16 protein-coding genes and 1 riboswitch are annotated in these 14,972 nt (G+C 39.9%); of the genes, 12 read left to right on the forward strand and 4 right to left on the reverse strand.

Translation table 11 applies throughout. From position 1 onward, the window contains the following. Nucleotides 1–32: 32 nt before the first annotated feature. A complete protein-coding gene (locus tag L2716_RS16150; protein WP_329610144.1) occupies nucleotides 33–626 on the forward strand; it encodes an HD domain-containing protein in 594 nt (197 codons plus the stop codon). 729 nt (nucleotides 627–1,355) lie between these two features. On the opposite strand, the gene L2716_RS16155 is transcribed toward L2716_RS16150, so the two are convergent. The 4 genes from L2716_RS16155 to L2716_RS16170 all read right to left on the reverse strand — a co-directional run bounded on the left by L2716_RS16155 (nucleotide 1,356) and on the right by L2716_RS16170 (nucleotide 6,166). Then, on the reverse strand, nucleotides 1,356–2,306 hold the full coding sequence (locus L2716_RS16155) for a metal ABC transporter substrate-binding protein (RefSeq protein WP_236338034.1): 951 nt from the start codon (nucleotides 2,304–2,306) through the stop codon (nucleotides 1,356–1,358). Between the two features lie 18 nt (nucleotides 2,307–2,324). Further along, complete coding sequence (locus tag L2716_RS16160) at nucleotides 2,325–3,182, reverse strand: metal ABC transporter permease (protein ID WP_236338035.1); 858 nt, start codon at nucleotides 3,180–3,182, stop codon at nucleotides 2,325–2,327. Continuing rightward, nucleotides 3,179–3,928 carry a metal ABC transporter ATP-binding protein gene (locus L2716_RS16165; RefSeq protein ID WP_236338036.1) on the reverse strand — a complete coding sequence of 250 codons (750 nt, stop codon included), beginning with the start codon at nucleotides 3,926–3,928 and terminating at the stop codon, nucleotides 3,179–3,181. Before L2716_RS16165 ends, L2716_RS16160 begins: the two co-directional genes overlap by 4 nt. 468 nt (nucleotides 3,929–4,396) lie before the next feature. Beyond that, complete coding sequence (locus L2716_RS16170; RefSeq protein WP_236338037.1) at nucleotides 4,397–6,166, reverse strand: metallophosphoesterase family protein; 1,770 nt, start codon at nucleotides 6,164–6,166, stop codon at nucleotides 4,397–4,399. A 237-nt stretch (nucleotides 6,167–6,403) separates the two neighbouring features. On the opposite strand from L2716_RS16170, the gene L2716_RS16175 reads away from it, so the two are divergent. The 11 genes from L2716_RS16175 (at nucleotide 6,404) to L2716_RS16225 (ending at nucleotide 14,734) form a co-directional block, all read left to right on the forward strand. After that, on the forward strand, nucleotides 6,404–6,928 hold the full coding sequence (locus tag L2716_RS16175) for a GNAT family N-acetyltransferase (RefSeq protein WP_236338038.1): 525 nt from the start codon (nucleotides 6,404–6,406) through the stop codon (nucleotides 6,926–6,928). A 320-nt stretch (nucleotides 6,929–7,248) separates the two neighbouring features. Further along, a riboswitch (cyclic di-GMP riboswitch) is annotated at nucleotides 7,249–7,337 on the forward strand. Nucleotides 7,338–7,426: 89 nt separating this feature from the next. Continuing rightward, nucleotides 7,427–7,789, forward strand: a complete 363-nt coding sequence (locus L2716_RS16180; protein ID WP_236338039.1) for a DUF192 domain-containing protein — start codon at nucleotides 7,427–7,429, stop codon at nucleotides 7,787–7,789. Next, nucleotides 7,786–7,974: a Flp family type IVb pilin gene (locus L2716_RS16185; protein WP_236338040.1), complete on the forward strand. Its 189-nt coding sequence runs from the start codon at nucleotides 7,786–7,788 to the stop codon at nucleotides 7,972–7,974. Before L2716_RS16180 ends, L2716_RS16185 begins: the two co-directional genes overlap by 4 nt. A 70-nt stretch (nucleotides 7,975–8,044) precedes the next feature. Next, nucleotides 8,045–8,560, forward strand: coding sequence for an A24 family peptidase (locus L2716_RS16190; RefSeq protein WP_236338041.1), 516 nt, complete (start codon nucleotides 8,045–8,047; stop codon nucleotides 8,558–8,560). Further along, nucleotides 8,557–8,940 carry a TadE/TadG family type IV pilus assembly protein gene (locus tag L2716_RS16195; RefSeq protein WP_236338042.1) on the forward strand — a complete coding sequence of 128 codons (384 nt, stop codon included), beginning with the start codon at nucleotides 8,557–8,559 and terminating at the stop codon, nucleotides 8,938–8,940. Before L2716_RS16190 ends, L2716_RS16195 begins: the two co-directional genes overlap by 4 nt. 14 nt (nucleotides 8,941–8,954) lie before the next feature. After that, the gene (locus L2716_RS16200; RefSeq protein WP_236338043.1) at nucleotides 8,955–9,881 is read left to right on the forward strand and encodes a pilus assembly protein TadG-related protein; all 927 of its coding nucleotides are present in this window, start codon (nucleotides 8,955–8,957) and stop codon (nucleotides 9,879–9,881) included. Between the two features lie 6 nt (nucleotides 9,882–9,887). After that, entirely contained in the window at nucleotides 9,888–10,571 is a 684-nt protein-coding gene (gene cpaB / locus L2716_RS16205; protein ID WP_236338044.1) for a Flp pilus assembly protein CpaB, read from the forward strand. Continuing rightward, nucleotides 10,561–11,403 (forward strand): CpaE/TadZ family protein, encoded by an 843-nt coding sequence (locus L2716_RS16210; protein ID WP_236338045.1) that lies wholly within the window; start codon nucleotides 10,561–10,563, stop codon nucleotides 11,401–11,403. Before cpaB ends, L2716_RS16210 begins: the two co-directional genes overlap by 11 nt. Before the next feature lie 11 nt (nucleotides 11,404–11,414). Further along, entirely contained in the window at nucleotides 11,415–12,854 is a 1,440-nt protein-coding gene (locus L2716_RS16215; protein ID WP_236338046.1) for a TadA family conjugal transfer-associated ATPase, read from the forward strand. Next, nucleotides 12,851–13,813, forward strand: a complete 963-nt coding sequence (locus tag L2716_RS16220) for a type II secretion system F family protein (RefSeq protein ID WP_236338047.1) — start codon at nucleotides 12,851–12,853, stop codon at nucleotides 13,811–13,813. Before L2716_RS16215 ends, L2716_RS16220 begins: the two co-directional genes overlap by 4 nt. Nucleotides 13,814–13,963: 150 nt before the next feature. Next, nucleotides 13,964–14,734 carry a type II secretion system F family protein gene (locus L2716_RS16225; protein WP_236338048.1) on the forward strand — a complete coding sequence of 257 codons (771 nt, stop codon included), beginning with the start codon at nucleotides 13,964–13,966 and terminating at the stop codon, nucleotides 14,732–14,734. Nucleotides 14,735–14,972 lie beyond the last annotated feature (238 nt).

Consider the following 14,972-nt stretch of genomic DNA (forward strand, 5'->3'; position numbering starts at 1 on the left):
AGAGTGAGATATAATTAGAGGGGGACTTACTCTTGGAGATCCAACGATTGCAACAACAAATGGGGTTCTTGTTAGAAATTGATCAGTTGAAAAATATATTGAGACAGACGCATGTAACTGATAGCTCTAGAAGAGAAAATGATGCAGAACACTCTTGGCATTTAGCTGTCATGGCGATTGTTCTTGAGGAGTATGCGAATGAAAAGAATATCAATATTTTGCATGTCGTTAAAATGCTCCTGATTCATGACTTAGTTGAGATCGATGCTGGAGATACATTTGCATATGATGAAAAAGGATATGAAGATAAAGAGGAAAGAGAAGAAGAGGCTGCAGAACGAATTTTCTCTATCTTACCTGAAGATCAAGCTGATATGATTTATGCTTTATGGAGAGAGTTTGAAGATAGGGAGACGGCTGAAGCAAGATTTGCTGCTGCACTTGATCGCCTTCATCCAATGCTCTTGAATCATCAGACGAAAGGGATCACATGGCAAAAGCACGATATTCGTAAAGAGCAAGTGCTGAGCCGTAACAAGACAATTGCTGAAGGATCAGAGGATCTGTGGGAATATGCCCAAGCAGTAATAGAAGATGCCGTTGAAAACGGTTATTTAAAAGCATAATGTATTTGAGGTATAGAGATGGGCTGATAATCGAGTCCACCTCTTCTTTTTGTTGAATGAACTTGGAGATTAGTAAGGTATTATTGTATGGAAGGTCACATTGAGATGCTTACTGTCCGCGGTAGAGTGAGAAATGAGAAATGGCGGATAGAAAGAGGTGCTTACTGTCCGCGGTAGAGTGAGAAATGAGAAATGGCGGATAGAAAGAGGGGTTTACTGTCCGCGGTGGAGGGAGAAAGCCAAAATGGCGGATAGAAAGAGGTGCTTACTGTCCGCGGTAGAGTGAGAAATGAGAAATGGCGGATAGAAAGAGGTGCTTACTGTCCACGGTAGAGTGAGAAATGAGAAATGGCGGATAGAAAGGGGTGCTTACTGTCCGCGGTAGAGTGAGAAAGACAATACGGCGGATAGAAAGGGGTGTTTACTGTCCGCGGTAGAGTGAGAAATGAGAAATGGCGGATAGAAAGGGGTGTTTACTGTCCGCGGTAGGGAGAGAAATAAGAAATGGCGGATAGAAAGAGGGGCTTTACCGGTGTTATGCATAGCAAACAAAAAAAGTGATGATCCCAGGTTCTGAGATCATCACTTAATGTCAGGTCACATAGATGTAATGTCTAGCTACAGCACCCAGTCACTTGGATCACTTCAGTCCTCCAGCGGCGGCAACAGCCTCCTCATCGGACTTCCAGTGACCTTCTTGACTATACAGGGCGCTTGCGCTTTTCAAACTTACTTAGAATGCTTTTCTAGCTGTTCTCTAATCGTATTGATGTTCCACTCCATCATTTTGATGTAAGAGTCTCCGTCTTCACCTGGAGCCCCGATAGAGTCTGTAAAGACTTTACCACCGATTGGGATACCTGTTTCACGTGATACGGTTTCCATACTACGTGCATCAATACTCGTTTCTAGGAATAGAACTTTGACGTCTTTTTCACGAATTAAGTCTACAACTTGGCGGACTTGGTCAGGTGTACCTTGGTTTTCAGCGTTAATTTCCCAGATGTATCCTGATTGGATGTCATAAGCTGCACTGAAGTATTTGAAAGCACCTTCACTCGTAATGAGGAAGCGGTCTTCTTTCGGAATTTTGCTAAAGCTCGTTTTTGCTTCTTCATGTAACTTTTCTAGCTTTGAAATATATTCTTCAGCGTTTTTCTCATACGTTTCTTTGTTATCAGGGTCAGCTTCAATCAGACCATCACGGATGTTTTCTACATACTTAATGCCGTTTGCGATGTCCAACCATGCGTGAGGATCCTCTTCACCTTCTTTACCTTTTGTTGTTAAGTATTTTGGATCTACGCCTTCACTTAGACGAAAGACAGGAGCATCTTCTCCATCTTTTCCAGTCGTACCGAGAAGCTTTTCAAACCATGAGTTACCTGCTTCAAGGTTCAATCCGTTATAAAATACTGCGTCAGCGTCAGCTGTCTTCTTAACGTCTTCTGGAAGTGGATCATATTCATGTGGGTTCGCTCCGATTTTAACCATACTGTGAACCTCAACTTTGTCTCCACCTACATTTTTGACCATATCGTATAAAATGGAATAAGTCGTAACGACCTTAAGCTTTTCTCCATCTTTCTTTCCACCTTCTGCTTCGCTATCGCCACTACAAGCAGCTAACAGCAATGCCATTAAAACCCCTACAAATAATAAATATGCTTTTTTCAACATTTTGTTGTTCCCCTCTCCCTAGCTTGCTATTGAAGCTCTTTTTCTAGATTTAATTAGTTTTCTCACAAAACCATGTTTCGGTGAGAATAAGAATACTGCGACAAATAAGATTGTAGATGTGAGTACGATTGTAGCTCCGGATGGAAGGTTATACATAAAGCTGTAATACAAACCGACGACTGAAGCAATCGTTCCAAATCCTGCTGCTAGATAAATCATGACCCATAATCGATCTGTCAAAAGATAGGCTGTTGCTGCAGGTGTAATCAACATCGCAACAACAAGGACAATTCCTACTGTTTGAAGTGAAGCGACTGTAACCATTGTCAGCAAGGTCATTAATAAGTAATGGATGACTCTAGTCGATAACCCGTATGCTTGAGCCATTGTTGCGTCGAATGAAGTGACGAGTAATTCTTTATAAAAGAAGTAGACACCTGCAATAACAAGAATCCCGATTGCGAGCGTAACCCACATGTCAGATGGGCGAACGGCAAGCACATTACCAAACAAGATATGATACAAGTCAGTACTACTCTTCATAAAGGTGATTAAAATAATCCCTGCCGCGAAGGCGGATGTAAATAAAATCCCGATTGCGGTATCGTTTTTCAATCGACTGTTTTGACTGACAAAACCAATTCCGATCGCAGTTAAAACACCTGTAAATACGGCTCCGAAGAAGAAGTTGATCCCTAGCATGTAGGATATTGCAACACCTGGCAATACAGCGTGTGAAATCGCATCACCCATAAGAGCCATACCTCTCAGGATGATGAAGCATCCAATTACGCCACAAATGATGCCGACCATCACGGATGTAATTAATGCTTTTTGAAGAAATTCGTACTGTATGATCGCTTCTATAAAGTTCATGCTTGGTTCACTCCCATATTGTCACTCATAAATGCAAGAGGATTACCGTAAGCTCTCTGTATGGTTTGCGCTTCTAAGACTTGATGAACTTCACCTTTTGCAATTAACTCTTTGTTTAATAAGATCAATTCGTCGAAGTACTCGTTGGCTTTACTCAAGTCATGGTGTACAACGAGAATTGTTTTGCCCTCTTTCTGCATTTCCTTCAGAATGTGGATGATTGTATTTTCACTGGAAAGATCAACGCCAACAAACGGTTCATCCAAAAAGAACACATCAGCTTTTTGTGCAAGTGCGCGAGCTAAGAAAACTCTTTGCTGCTGTCCGCCAGAAAGCTCTCCGATTTGTCGTTTGCTGAATTCCTCCATACCTACGCGCTTCAAGCACTCGTATGCCCATTCCCGTTGTTCCTTCTTCGGTCTTTTGAAAACACCAAGATGTGGATAAGTCCCGATTAATACAGCATCAAGAACGAGTATTGGAAAGTCCCAGTCAATATCATTCCGTTGTGGAACGTATGCGATTTTCTTCCGTACTTTTTTGACTGGTTTTTCTAGAATTTCAACCTTACCTGTCTCAGACGGTATAAGGTCCATCAATGCTTTTATAAGTGTTGATTTTCCTGCGCCGTTCGGACCGATAATGCCAACTAAGCTTCCTTGTTCCACTTGGAACGATATATTGGTTAATGCAACGTTACCAAGATAGGATACGTTTAAATTATTTACATTAAGTACATTTGGCACTCTTATTCACTCCTCTCACGTGCGTATAACTAACAAGATTCACCTTATAAACAAAAGTTGTACATGCGCAACATTTATTTAAAAAATAAATGACCATATTAGTAACAGTCATAATATATGCCCAGTTATAAAAATGTTTCCTATAGACAAAACTTAAATCATTCTTATGGTTTTGTCAATAAGAAATAGACTGTCCCTTTATAAAAAAGAATATGGAATTATCATTTTTGGTTTACCCGATTAGAAGAAGGGATATGCATTGAGGGAATAAAATAAATAACTCCTGCAACAGGTGTGCAGGAGTTTTAACTATATAAATGTGTTCCGTTTGAATAGTGATATTTGCACAATAAAGTTGATATATGCACGATAATTGAATTATTTGCACGATAAATTTGATATATGCACGATAATCGAATTATTTGCACGATAAATTTGATTTATGCACGATTGAATCAGTTACGTCTCTTATTTAATTTCTATTTCTTTCGTGCTGTTTGCAGGTACAGTGATTACCACTTCCACATATTGCCGATCACCAGATCTCACATTTTGCTTCACAGTACCTTCTGACACATCATAATCACCTTTTACAAGGTAGATGGGGATTGTCACTGTCATTGCTTTATTCAATCGGTTATGAATGGTTACGGTTTGTTGAGTTGAATGACCGTCATTTGGATTCTTATATTCAGACTCTAGCGACATTACACCACTTTCAGTATCTCCGTTCTCATAAACGGGTACAGATCGCCCAGGTTCTTCATAGTTATATGATGTTACATTACCATTTTTAACTTGAAAGGGTCTGAATCCTACCCATGGTTTCCCGCTTAGTTCGATGGCGGTTGTCGTCGTATATAGGATTCCATCTTTCTCAGTGACATCGTCAATGTGAGTATGTCCATGCAAACTGAGATTGACGTTATTTTGTTTCATGACATCAATCAATTCATGTGCATTTTCACCATGCCATTGTTGGTCATACTGGATGCCTAACTTCTCCCCGAGTGTCAATGTTTCAATGCTTTGTGGATTGTGTTGTTCATCATATTGCTTCCAATATTTCTGTACATCTGGATCATCCTGTGGCCAAATATCACGGTCTCGCCAAAGTGGGTTGTGGTGTGAAAACAGTCCTTTGATTTGATCTGGTTGAGCTGTTTTCTCGTTTTCTTCAAGATCTTTTTTCACCCACTCAAGCTGTTCTTGGCGAATTTGTCCACCCCATGTCGGCACAGATACCGTCCCGTGACCGCTACGGTCAAATTTATGCCAATCAAATGAGTTATATCCGATAAAGTGAGCGTAAGGACCGTAATCAAAAGAAAAATATTGAGGTCCAAAATATTGCTCCCAATACTTTGCTCCATCAGCTAATGTCGCGTCTTGTGCATAGTAGTCGTGGTTACCAGGTACTAGATAAACGGGAACATCTAGCTTTTGAAGCATCTCATAGGTTTCATCATATTCATAAATGTATTCTTGTGGATTCATTTGCCCGTACATAAGGTCTCCTGTTACAACGACGAAATCAGGGTTCTTCAAGTTTACTTCTTTAATGGCTTTTTGAAGATATAACCAACGCTTCTTTGGATCGGGATCCCACATTCCTGCTTCTTTAAGACGTCCAGGGCTGACAGTGGAAGGATCGTCTTGATTTCCAAGGTTTCGCGGAGAACCAATGTGTGTATCCGTTAGATGTAAAAACGTGAAATCCTTATTGAACTTGTCTAGTACTTTGACGGAGTGAGGCTGTTGATCTGTTTTCCGTTGACCGTTTGCTGTATAAGTTACTTCAAGGTCGTATAACTCTTCAGGTACATTTTTAGGGATTTGAACGGTTACATCATAAATCTTAGAACTGTTTTTCCAATGTGAACTTCCTTCTGTAACCTTTTGCACTGGTAATTCGTATGTTTCTGTAAGCGCAGAATGATTAGTCGGCTTGAGTTTTACAGCCCAACCAGCTGCTTCTTTTCCTTGGCTATCAATTTTTATGGTAAGTGATTGATTTTTCTCCTTTATAGCTGGAGTAGAAAAGAGTGGATAAATGATATCGTTGACTTTCGGATCTACAGAAATGTTAGGAACTTCATCTAAATAATTGGTTGTATTACCGATACCGCCATCTTGTTTTCCAATTATACTTATCGGTCCTTCTGAAGCTCCTGCTGACAGAGGCACGACCATAAATGTTGTAAGAATGACAGCAATGATTTTAAAAAGGTGATTCACTTAAGTTTCCTCCTTTAAGTAATTTCACAAACGATCTTAACAAACCACTGTTAAAGTAGCGTAAATTTTTAATGACAAAATAAATTTAAAAACATTGATTAGACAAAAGGAATCTCCGCATTCTGATAAAGATAGTACCTCTAGTGGAGGATAATGCATGGCGTTTACCGAATTGAAGAAACAGGATTGGAAACTCAATTGTAGCTTGTACATTAACGAGTAGAGAGGGGAACGTACATGATTGAAATTCGCAAGCTCGGACCTGATGAAGCAGAGGCTTATTACAAATTACGATTAGAAGGTTTAGAGAAGTTTCCAGAAGCGTTTGCTTCTTCTTATGAAGAAGAGGTTACCCGTACCATAAATGATGTGAAACATAATATGGAGAAAGAAGATCGGTTCACTGCTGGCGCTTATTATGGGAATGAGCTCGTCGGAATTGGGACATTCTTTCAACATACGAAGAAGAAATTGAAACATAAAGGTGAAATTGTAGGCGTTTATGTGAGTCAACATGTGCAGAGAAATGGTATTGGATTTAAGCTTTTACAATATTTAGTTGATGAAGCAAGTAGTATCGAAGGCATCGAACAAATCCTTTTGACGGTCATGAGTGAAAATCGATCGGCAATCAGGTCTTATGAAAAGCTCGGATTTCAATCATACGGAGTTGAAGAGCACTCCTTGAAGATTGAAGGATATTATTATGATGAGATTTTAATGAAATTAAATTTAAGCAAAAAAGACGAAACGTCCTCTTAATACAAGAGGACGTTCTTTTGTGTGTAGGTATATAGTATGTGGGGGTGACCATTTACCCTTTATAAGAAATAATATCGGTTGCAAACTAAAAACTTTTAACTAGAAGGTAACGAAACAGGTGCAAAGTCCCGTTAAATCTATTATTATCAACATAAAAGTTTTAATTTACACAGACTATAGTCGTGTAAAAATTTTACACATAGTTCTATATATTCACTAAATATTCTGACAAATACACGTATTTTGCAGGATGTTTCAAAGTTCGACTTTTCGTATGATGAAGTTACAATATATCGGATTCAACGACAAACCATACTGAATCTCGATAAAGGCAAAACTGGTGAAAGCCAGCGGCGCAAAACTAAAGGGGCTAAGGTGCATCATTGCACTAAGCTAGCCAGTTACCGAAAGAATTACAGGGTGTTTTGCCGTTTATTTTTGGTACCCTCCTTTCGGTAAAGGCAGGGTATTTTCTGTTGGAAAGAAGGAGGTGTTCTATTGGAGCTCATTAACCTGACAACCGGAGCTATCATTTCGGATCAAGTCATTCCGGCCTATTCATTCTTTAAGCGATTAAAAGGACTTATGTTTACTTCATCATTTCCGGAAGGTTGTGCAGTTCATATAAAACCCTGTCGGTCGATCCATACGTATTTCATGAATTTCGAGATTGACGTTCTGTATTTGAGTGAATCGAATGAAGTCATTGCATTAGATCGGTACATTCATCCAGGACAAATCGGTAAACATCATGAAGGAACTGCATCTGTCATTGAGTTACCTGCAGGTACGATTCATAAGACAAAGCTGAAAAAAGGACACTTCGTCCAAATCCAAAATTTAAAGGAGCGAGTATCATGATGAACAAATTAAAAGGTTTGATCGTAGAAGAGCAAGGACAAGGGATGACTGAATACGGACTAGTACTAGGTTTGATTGCAGTAGCTGCAGTTGGATCATTGGCATTATTAAGAGAAGAGATCGTGACAATGTTCAAGGATGTTGTTTCTTTAGTAAAAGGTAGAGAGGATACGACAACTGGTTAATATTTGAGCAGTAGGCCTTACGTTAGAAGCGTAGGGCCATTTTTTCAACAAAAGTTGAGGGGTTTGGATCATGTTATTTAATACAATCTTACTCATCGTCTTGCTTATTTGCGTCATTACAGATGTTAGAAAGCGGCTGATTTATAATAAGGTGATTTTTCCTGCACTTATTCTTTCATTCCTATTGCACTTTATTATGAACGGTTGGTCTGGCTTAGGTACATCTGCACTTGGTTTCTTAATCGGATTTGTAATCTTGTTGATACCGTATTTCTTGGGTGGAATGGGAGCAGGAGACGTGAAGCTTCTAGCGTTGGTTGGAGCGATCAAAGGCCCAATATTCGTATTAAACACATCCATTTATATGGCGCTAGTAGGTGGATTGATTGCAATCGGTATCCTTCTTTTTAGTGGAGGAGCGATCAAGCGTTTCAAGTACTACGTCAATTGGCTGTATGCAAAGAAAAGTGGTTTGCAGATTCCGTTAGCACTTACGAAGGATTCAATGAAAGCTACTTATCCCTATGGGGTTGCAATTGCAGGCGGTGCCATCCTTAGCTTCATTGGGAAGGCGTGGATTTTATGATCAAGAGTGAGAGAGGGCAGTCTCTCGTAGAAATGGCACTGGCTCTACCGGTATTATTGATCATTTTGATGGGGATCTTTGATGTCGGAAGAATCATGTATACATATATGCACTTAGAGCTAGCGACACAAGAAACAGTTCGGCTAGGTGGTTTAGGAAGAGATGATGCGGCCATCACTGAATTTGCAAGGGATTATGTACATATTGGAGACCCTGATCTTTTAGAGGTATCGATAACACCCGGTGACACAACAAGAAAATCTGGTGACTATATTCGTGTCTCGCTTCAATATCCAGTAGAATACGTCACGCCTTTCATATCAAATATATTGCCGTCACCTGTCTTGTTAAAAACCGATTCCACTATACGCGTGGAGTGAGGAGGGCCATTTCAATGCTAAAACGTAGAAATCCGATGAATGAGGAGTCAGGTAGTACGATCGTTTTGGTAGGTTTAGCTATGGTCGCCTTACTTGCAATCATGGGACTTGTGATTGATGGTGGGTCGTTATATATGACAAAGAGTCACTTGCAAAAGGTTGCGAATGCTTCTGTTTTATCTGGCGCACAAGAACTAACCGTAAGCGAAAGTGAAGTACGTCAGATTGTAGAGGACATTCTTAAAGATCATGCTGAGATTGAAAGTTTAGAGACAATGAATATTAAGTTGAACGATGAGGTTCGTGTCCAATTATCTAAGGACGTACCTCTCCATTTTTCAAACTTATTCGGATTGGAATCAACACCGGTTAAAGTAAAAGCTGCTGCATCCATTATGTCCATGTCTGAGGCCGTTGGTGCCGCACCGCTTGGAATAGATGATTCTATACCACTGGAGTTTTATAGACCCTATCAATTAAAGGTTGGTCCCCATGATAATGAATCTGGTGTGTTTGGAATACTCGCTTTAGGCGGTACGGGTGCTAAAACGTATGAAGAGAATCTGAGAAATGGATATCAAAGTCCGATTAAAATCGGAGATATCATCGATACACAAACCGGTAATATCGCAGGGAAAACACGTTCCGTCATTAATGAACTCGTAAACGCTTGTACAGTAACAGAGGAGGAAATGAAAGCAGGAGCTAACCCACGCGATTGTGAAAGAATCCTTCTCGTACCCGTATATGAACCTTATGATGCGGATCAAAATCAAATGAAATCAATCAAAGTAACAGGTTTTGCTTATTTCTACATAATGGAGCCAATGGATCAGAAAAGCACTGAAATATTTGGAATGTTCATTAAGAGAGCTGGTACAGGTTTCGTGGATGAAACGATGGAAGATAACGGGGCATATGGGATTAGACTAACAGAGTAGGTGAACATGTTGAGATCAAAACTCGTATTGGTATTGGCGATCGTCATGGGGCTGATTACAACGGTATTATTCTTTAATTACATGAAGCAATTTGATTCTGAAACGGTCGCTAGTCAAACGAAGAAAGAGGTTGTAATAGCCTCTACGGAAATCAAACGGAACGTTCCGATCACGAAAGAGATGTTGGAAACGAAGTTACTTCCTGAAGAAGGAGTTCATACAAATGCTGTTCTAAAAATGGATGAGGCGATCGGCCAATATTCCACAGCAGATATCGCACTTGGAGAGTCTTTACTTACTAATCATTTACAAAATGTGAAAGAAGAGACGTTATTCGTTTCTAGAAAAGTTCGAGAGGGTTTTAGGGCTGTTTCAGTAGGATTGAACCTCCCTCAATCAGTCACTAATTTAATAGAACCAGGAGATCAAGTAGATGTAATCGGAACTAAGAAAATTGGAGATGAACAAGTATCAGAATTTGTTGTCCAAAATGTCACGGTACTAGCTGTTGGTAGACGTCTAGTCGAGACGACAGAAGGAGAACCTTATGTTGAATTCACATCTGCAACGCTAGAAGTCATGCCGAATGAGTCTGTGCGGCTCGTGAATGCTTCAGAATCAGGTACGGTTCATATTGTATTAAGGACCCGTGTTAAGCCTGATAAGGAGGCTGTTAAGGATGACAAGTAAAGTTGAAGAGCAAAATGAAATAAAGAAGCCGAAGCGTCGTGGCGAAATGATCACGATTTGCAGTGCGAAAGGTGGAGTTGGCCGTACAGTGATGACGGTCAACTTAGCCGTTGCTTTATGCAAAAAGAATATGAAAATCGCGATTCTCGACGGTGATTACATGTTCGGAGATGTCGGGCTCGCTATGGACCTCCAATCTGCTTTTACAATTAAAAATGTAATTGAAGATATAGATGATTTGGATGAAGTGACACTAGCAAGTTATTTCAGTAAGCATGAAAGTGGTGTGCGTGTCCTAGCCGCTCCTGACCGACCGGAATATTCTGAGCTAGTAACGAAAGACAATATTCAACAAATACTAGACTTGATGCTCGAGGCGTTTGACTACGTGATCGTGGATACGAATGTCGGCCTTCATGATCAGACCCTTCCTTTAGTTGAAAAAGCGGATCAAATTCTTATGCTAACGAATTTAGAAATGGCAACATTGAAAAATACAAAGTTAATGTTAGAAACGTTGGAAACATTGGATTTGAGAGAAAAAGTGAATACTATCATCAATCGATCGACTATGGAGAGTGTGATTTCTGCATCAGATGTACCTGATATTTTAGGAGATTACGAACCCCACTACATACCCAACGATTTTCAGGTTGCATCCCAATCATTGAACATCGGAATTCCTTTCGTCGTCAATCAAGGAAAGACAGAGCTTGCGAAATCCATTTTTAAGATGGCCGAACAGCTTACATCGAGACGTGAAATCAAAGTGTACGGCACAGAACAGCCATCCTTTCTTTCGAAAATTTTTCAAAGGTCTAAACGGAGTTAGGTGGGAATGAAATGAGTCTATTAGAAAAGGTACAAGCAAAGAATCAAGAGAAGGTTCAACATGTTGAAAAGGATGCGCCAAGCACGCATGAGCAACCTGTTCAGAAAGCAGATATCATGACTAGCTTCCGCCCTCAAAAGAATGCCAATGCAGGGCAAAAAGAAGAGTCTGATAAGAAACAAGAAAAGATGAACAAGCATTTAGAACTAAAAAATAGATTACATAAGAAAATCCTTGAAGAAATGAATGATAATGAGGACATCGATGAGCTCATTCCTAAATTGGATGGGATGGCAATCGAAATCATAAAAGATGATGAATTGTTCCGTGGCGCAATCGACCGCAAAAAAGTTGTTCAGGAACTCATCCATGATTTGACAGGGTTCGGTCCGATCAATCCACTTTTAATAGATCCAGATGTGACAGAGGTCATGGTGAATGGACCTGACATGGTCTATATCGAGAAAAATGGAAAACTGCTGTTATCGGGTGTCAGGTTTAGAGATGATGACCACGTAATGAATGTAATCGAAAAAATCGTTGCGCCTATTGGAAGAAGAATTGATGAAAGCTCTCCAATGGTTGATGCAAGACTACCTGACGGATCGCGTGTAAATGCTATCATACCTCCGCTATCTCTAATAGGACCTACGATTACGATTCGTAAATTTTCTAAAGACCCTTTCACAATTGATAACTTGATCAGCTTCGGAACGATGACAAAAGAAATGGCTACCTTCATTGAGGCGTGTGTCAAAGCAAGATTGAACATATTTGTATCAGGAGGAACAGGTTCAGGAAAAACGACAACCTTAAATGTCCTGTCTTCGTTTATTTTTGAAGATGAACGGATTGTAACCATTGAAGATGCAGCCGAACTTCAACTAGGGCAGCCTCATGTTATTTCTCTTGAATCAAGACCTCCAAATATTGAAGGGAAAGGTTCGATTACAATCCGTGATCTCGTTCGGAACTCCTTACGGATGAGACCAGACAGAATCGTGATTGGAGAAGTACGTGGTGCAGAGGCACTTGATATGCTACAAGCGATGAACACCGGACATGATGGATCACTAGCGACTGGGCACTCGAACAGTCCGAGAGATATGATTTCAAGACTTGAGACAATGGTCTTATTAGCAGGCGTAGAGCTACCTGTAAAAGCGATCCGAGAACAAATATCTGGTGCCATTGATGTGATCATACAGCAATCAAGGCTAAAAGATGGTACGAGAAAGATTACTAAAATTACAGAAGTCCAGGGACTTGAAGGTGACGTCATCATTCTTCAGGATATTTTTGAATTCCAGCAAGATGGCATTGATGCAGACGGGAAAATCATTGGACGGCTTGTCCCTACAGGTGTTAGACCGAAGTTCTATGATTTACTTGAAAGATCTGGGTTAGACATTCCTCCGAGTGTATTCATAGCTGAGGAGGAATGGGGATGATGCATACGTATTTAGTCCTGATGGTTTCCATTAGCTCTTTCTTATTCTTTTATGCAATTTTACAAGTAACGTTGTTATCAAATAAACGATTGAATAAACGAATGAACTACTATTTGTCAACGGGTGACCACTCTAAATTAGACAAACGGAAATTCAACCTTTTGCTACAAATGCAGCTATATAAACAAAGGGTGCGTTCAAAGGTTTCGAAAAAGAAGAACCGAAAACTCGGGCACATGTTAAGAAGAGCAGGCGTCCCTTTAAAGACGGAGGAGTTCATTTTATTTCGTTGGATCTCAACCTTACTCGCAGCTTCCTTTCTGTACTTGCTTTTCGGTAAAATATTGATGTTGTTCATCGGAGCTGCTTTCGGTTACTTCTATCCATATATGTGGATTAAGAAAAAAGAGAAGAAAAGGATACAAAAGTTTAATGATGGTTTAGCCGATATGATTTCGACTGTCGTAGGCTCACTACGTGCAGGATTTAGTTTTCCGCAAGCATTAAAGACTGTAGTAGAAGAATCTGATGATCCGATTAGCACAGAAATCGGATATGTGTTAAAGGAAATGCAGTATGGAAGTTCGCTTGAGGATGCACTGAATGAGCTTCACGAAAGGATGCCGAGTGAAGATTTAGAGCTCATGATCCAAGCGATCTTAATCCAGAGGCAGGTCGGTGGTAATTTAGCGACTGTCTTAGATAAAATCGTACAAACCATCCGTGATCGTACCAAAATTCAGCGACAAATTGTAACACTCACTGCGCAAGGAAAATTATCTGGAATCGTAATTGGTCTTTTACCGATTATTTTAGCCGTATTGCTCTATTTGATCGAGCCAGATTATATTGGAACCTTATTTACAAATGTAATTGGTATGGCCATGCTTGGAGCTGGTTTAGTTTCAGGTGTAATTGGATTCATATTGATTCGAAAAGTAACCACAATCGAGGTGTAACAGATGATTTATGTGAGCTTTTTTGCTTCAGTTACGTTATTTCTATATTCATTCTATGTATTTCGGAGCGAACGGAAGCAATTGCTGAAGAGAAGGTTATCCTCGTTTGTCGGCAATAAAAGCTCCGATTCTTATCCTTCCCAAGAATCGATGGCAACACCTTTAGTGAAGCGTATTTTATATCCTTTATGGAGGGAATTCCGTAAAGGATTCAATAAAAAAATGGATGGAGATAAACAGGCCAAACTTGGAGTGAAGCTGCTGCAAGCTGGGAATCCATTCGGCATGACTCTATTTGAATATAGGTTAATCCAACTATTGCTCGTTCTTGTCCTTCCTGTTATAGCAGGTGGATGGGGGTTTTTGATGGGATTCTCATTCGGAGGCATTCTATTCTCGGGTATATTAGCGCTCATTATTTCGATTGTACTCCCACCTTATTATATAAAAAGTAAAATACATGCACGATCGAAATCCGCGTTGAAAGAACTCCCAGATGTATTAGACTTGCTGACTGTTAGCCTTGAAGCGGGATTAGGGTTTGATGGAGCGCTAAGTAAAGTAGTTTTGAAAAAAGAAGGCGTATTATCAACTGAATTTCATCGTTGCCTTGAGGAAATACGTTTAGGTAAAACTCGACGTGATTCACTTCGAGGTGTAAGGGAAAGGTTAGTCGTTGATGAACTGAATATTCTAATCAGTAGCATTTTGCAAGCTGAGAAATTAGGAATGGGTCTTGTGAATGTCCTCAGAGTACAGTCTGAAGAAGTCCGGGACCAGCGGAAGCAACGGGCTGAACAAGAAGCGATGAAAGCACCTGTGAAAATGTTATTCCCACTCGTTCTCTTCATTTTTCCAAGTCTATTTATCGTCTTACTCGGGCCAGCAATTATCCAGTTCATAGAAAGTTTTAACAAATAAGGTTTACAATCATGTAAGCGGTAGCATATAATGGTAACAAATTACTGCACTTTAAAGGAGGTCATGTTTTATGTATAACGTTAACCGATATTCCCAGTCATTAATTGTATATAAAGCACAGCCCTCTATGGTGAGCGGACGTTAATTCATTTCATTTCTGATATTTGAGTGATCGACTAAACCATGGGCTGTGCAACATCGCCTATGGTTTTTTATTATTATTTATTACAGCGACCAT

It is taken from the genome of Pseudalkalibacillus berkeleyi, assembly GCF_021608225.1.
Taxonomy (GTDB): domain Bacteria; phylum Bacillota; class Bacilli; order Bacillales; family Fictibacillaceae; genus Pseudalkalibacillus; species Pseudalkalibacillus berkeleyi.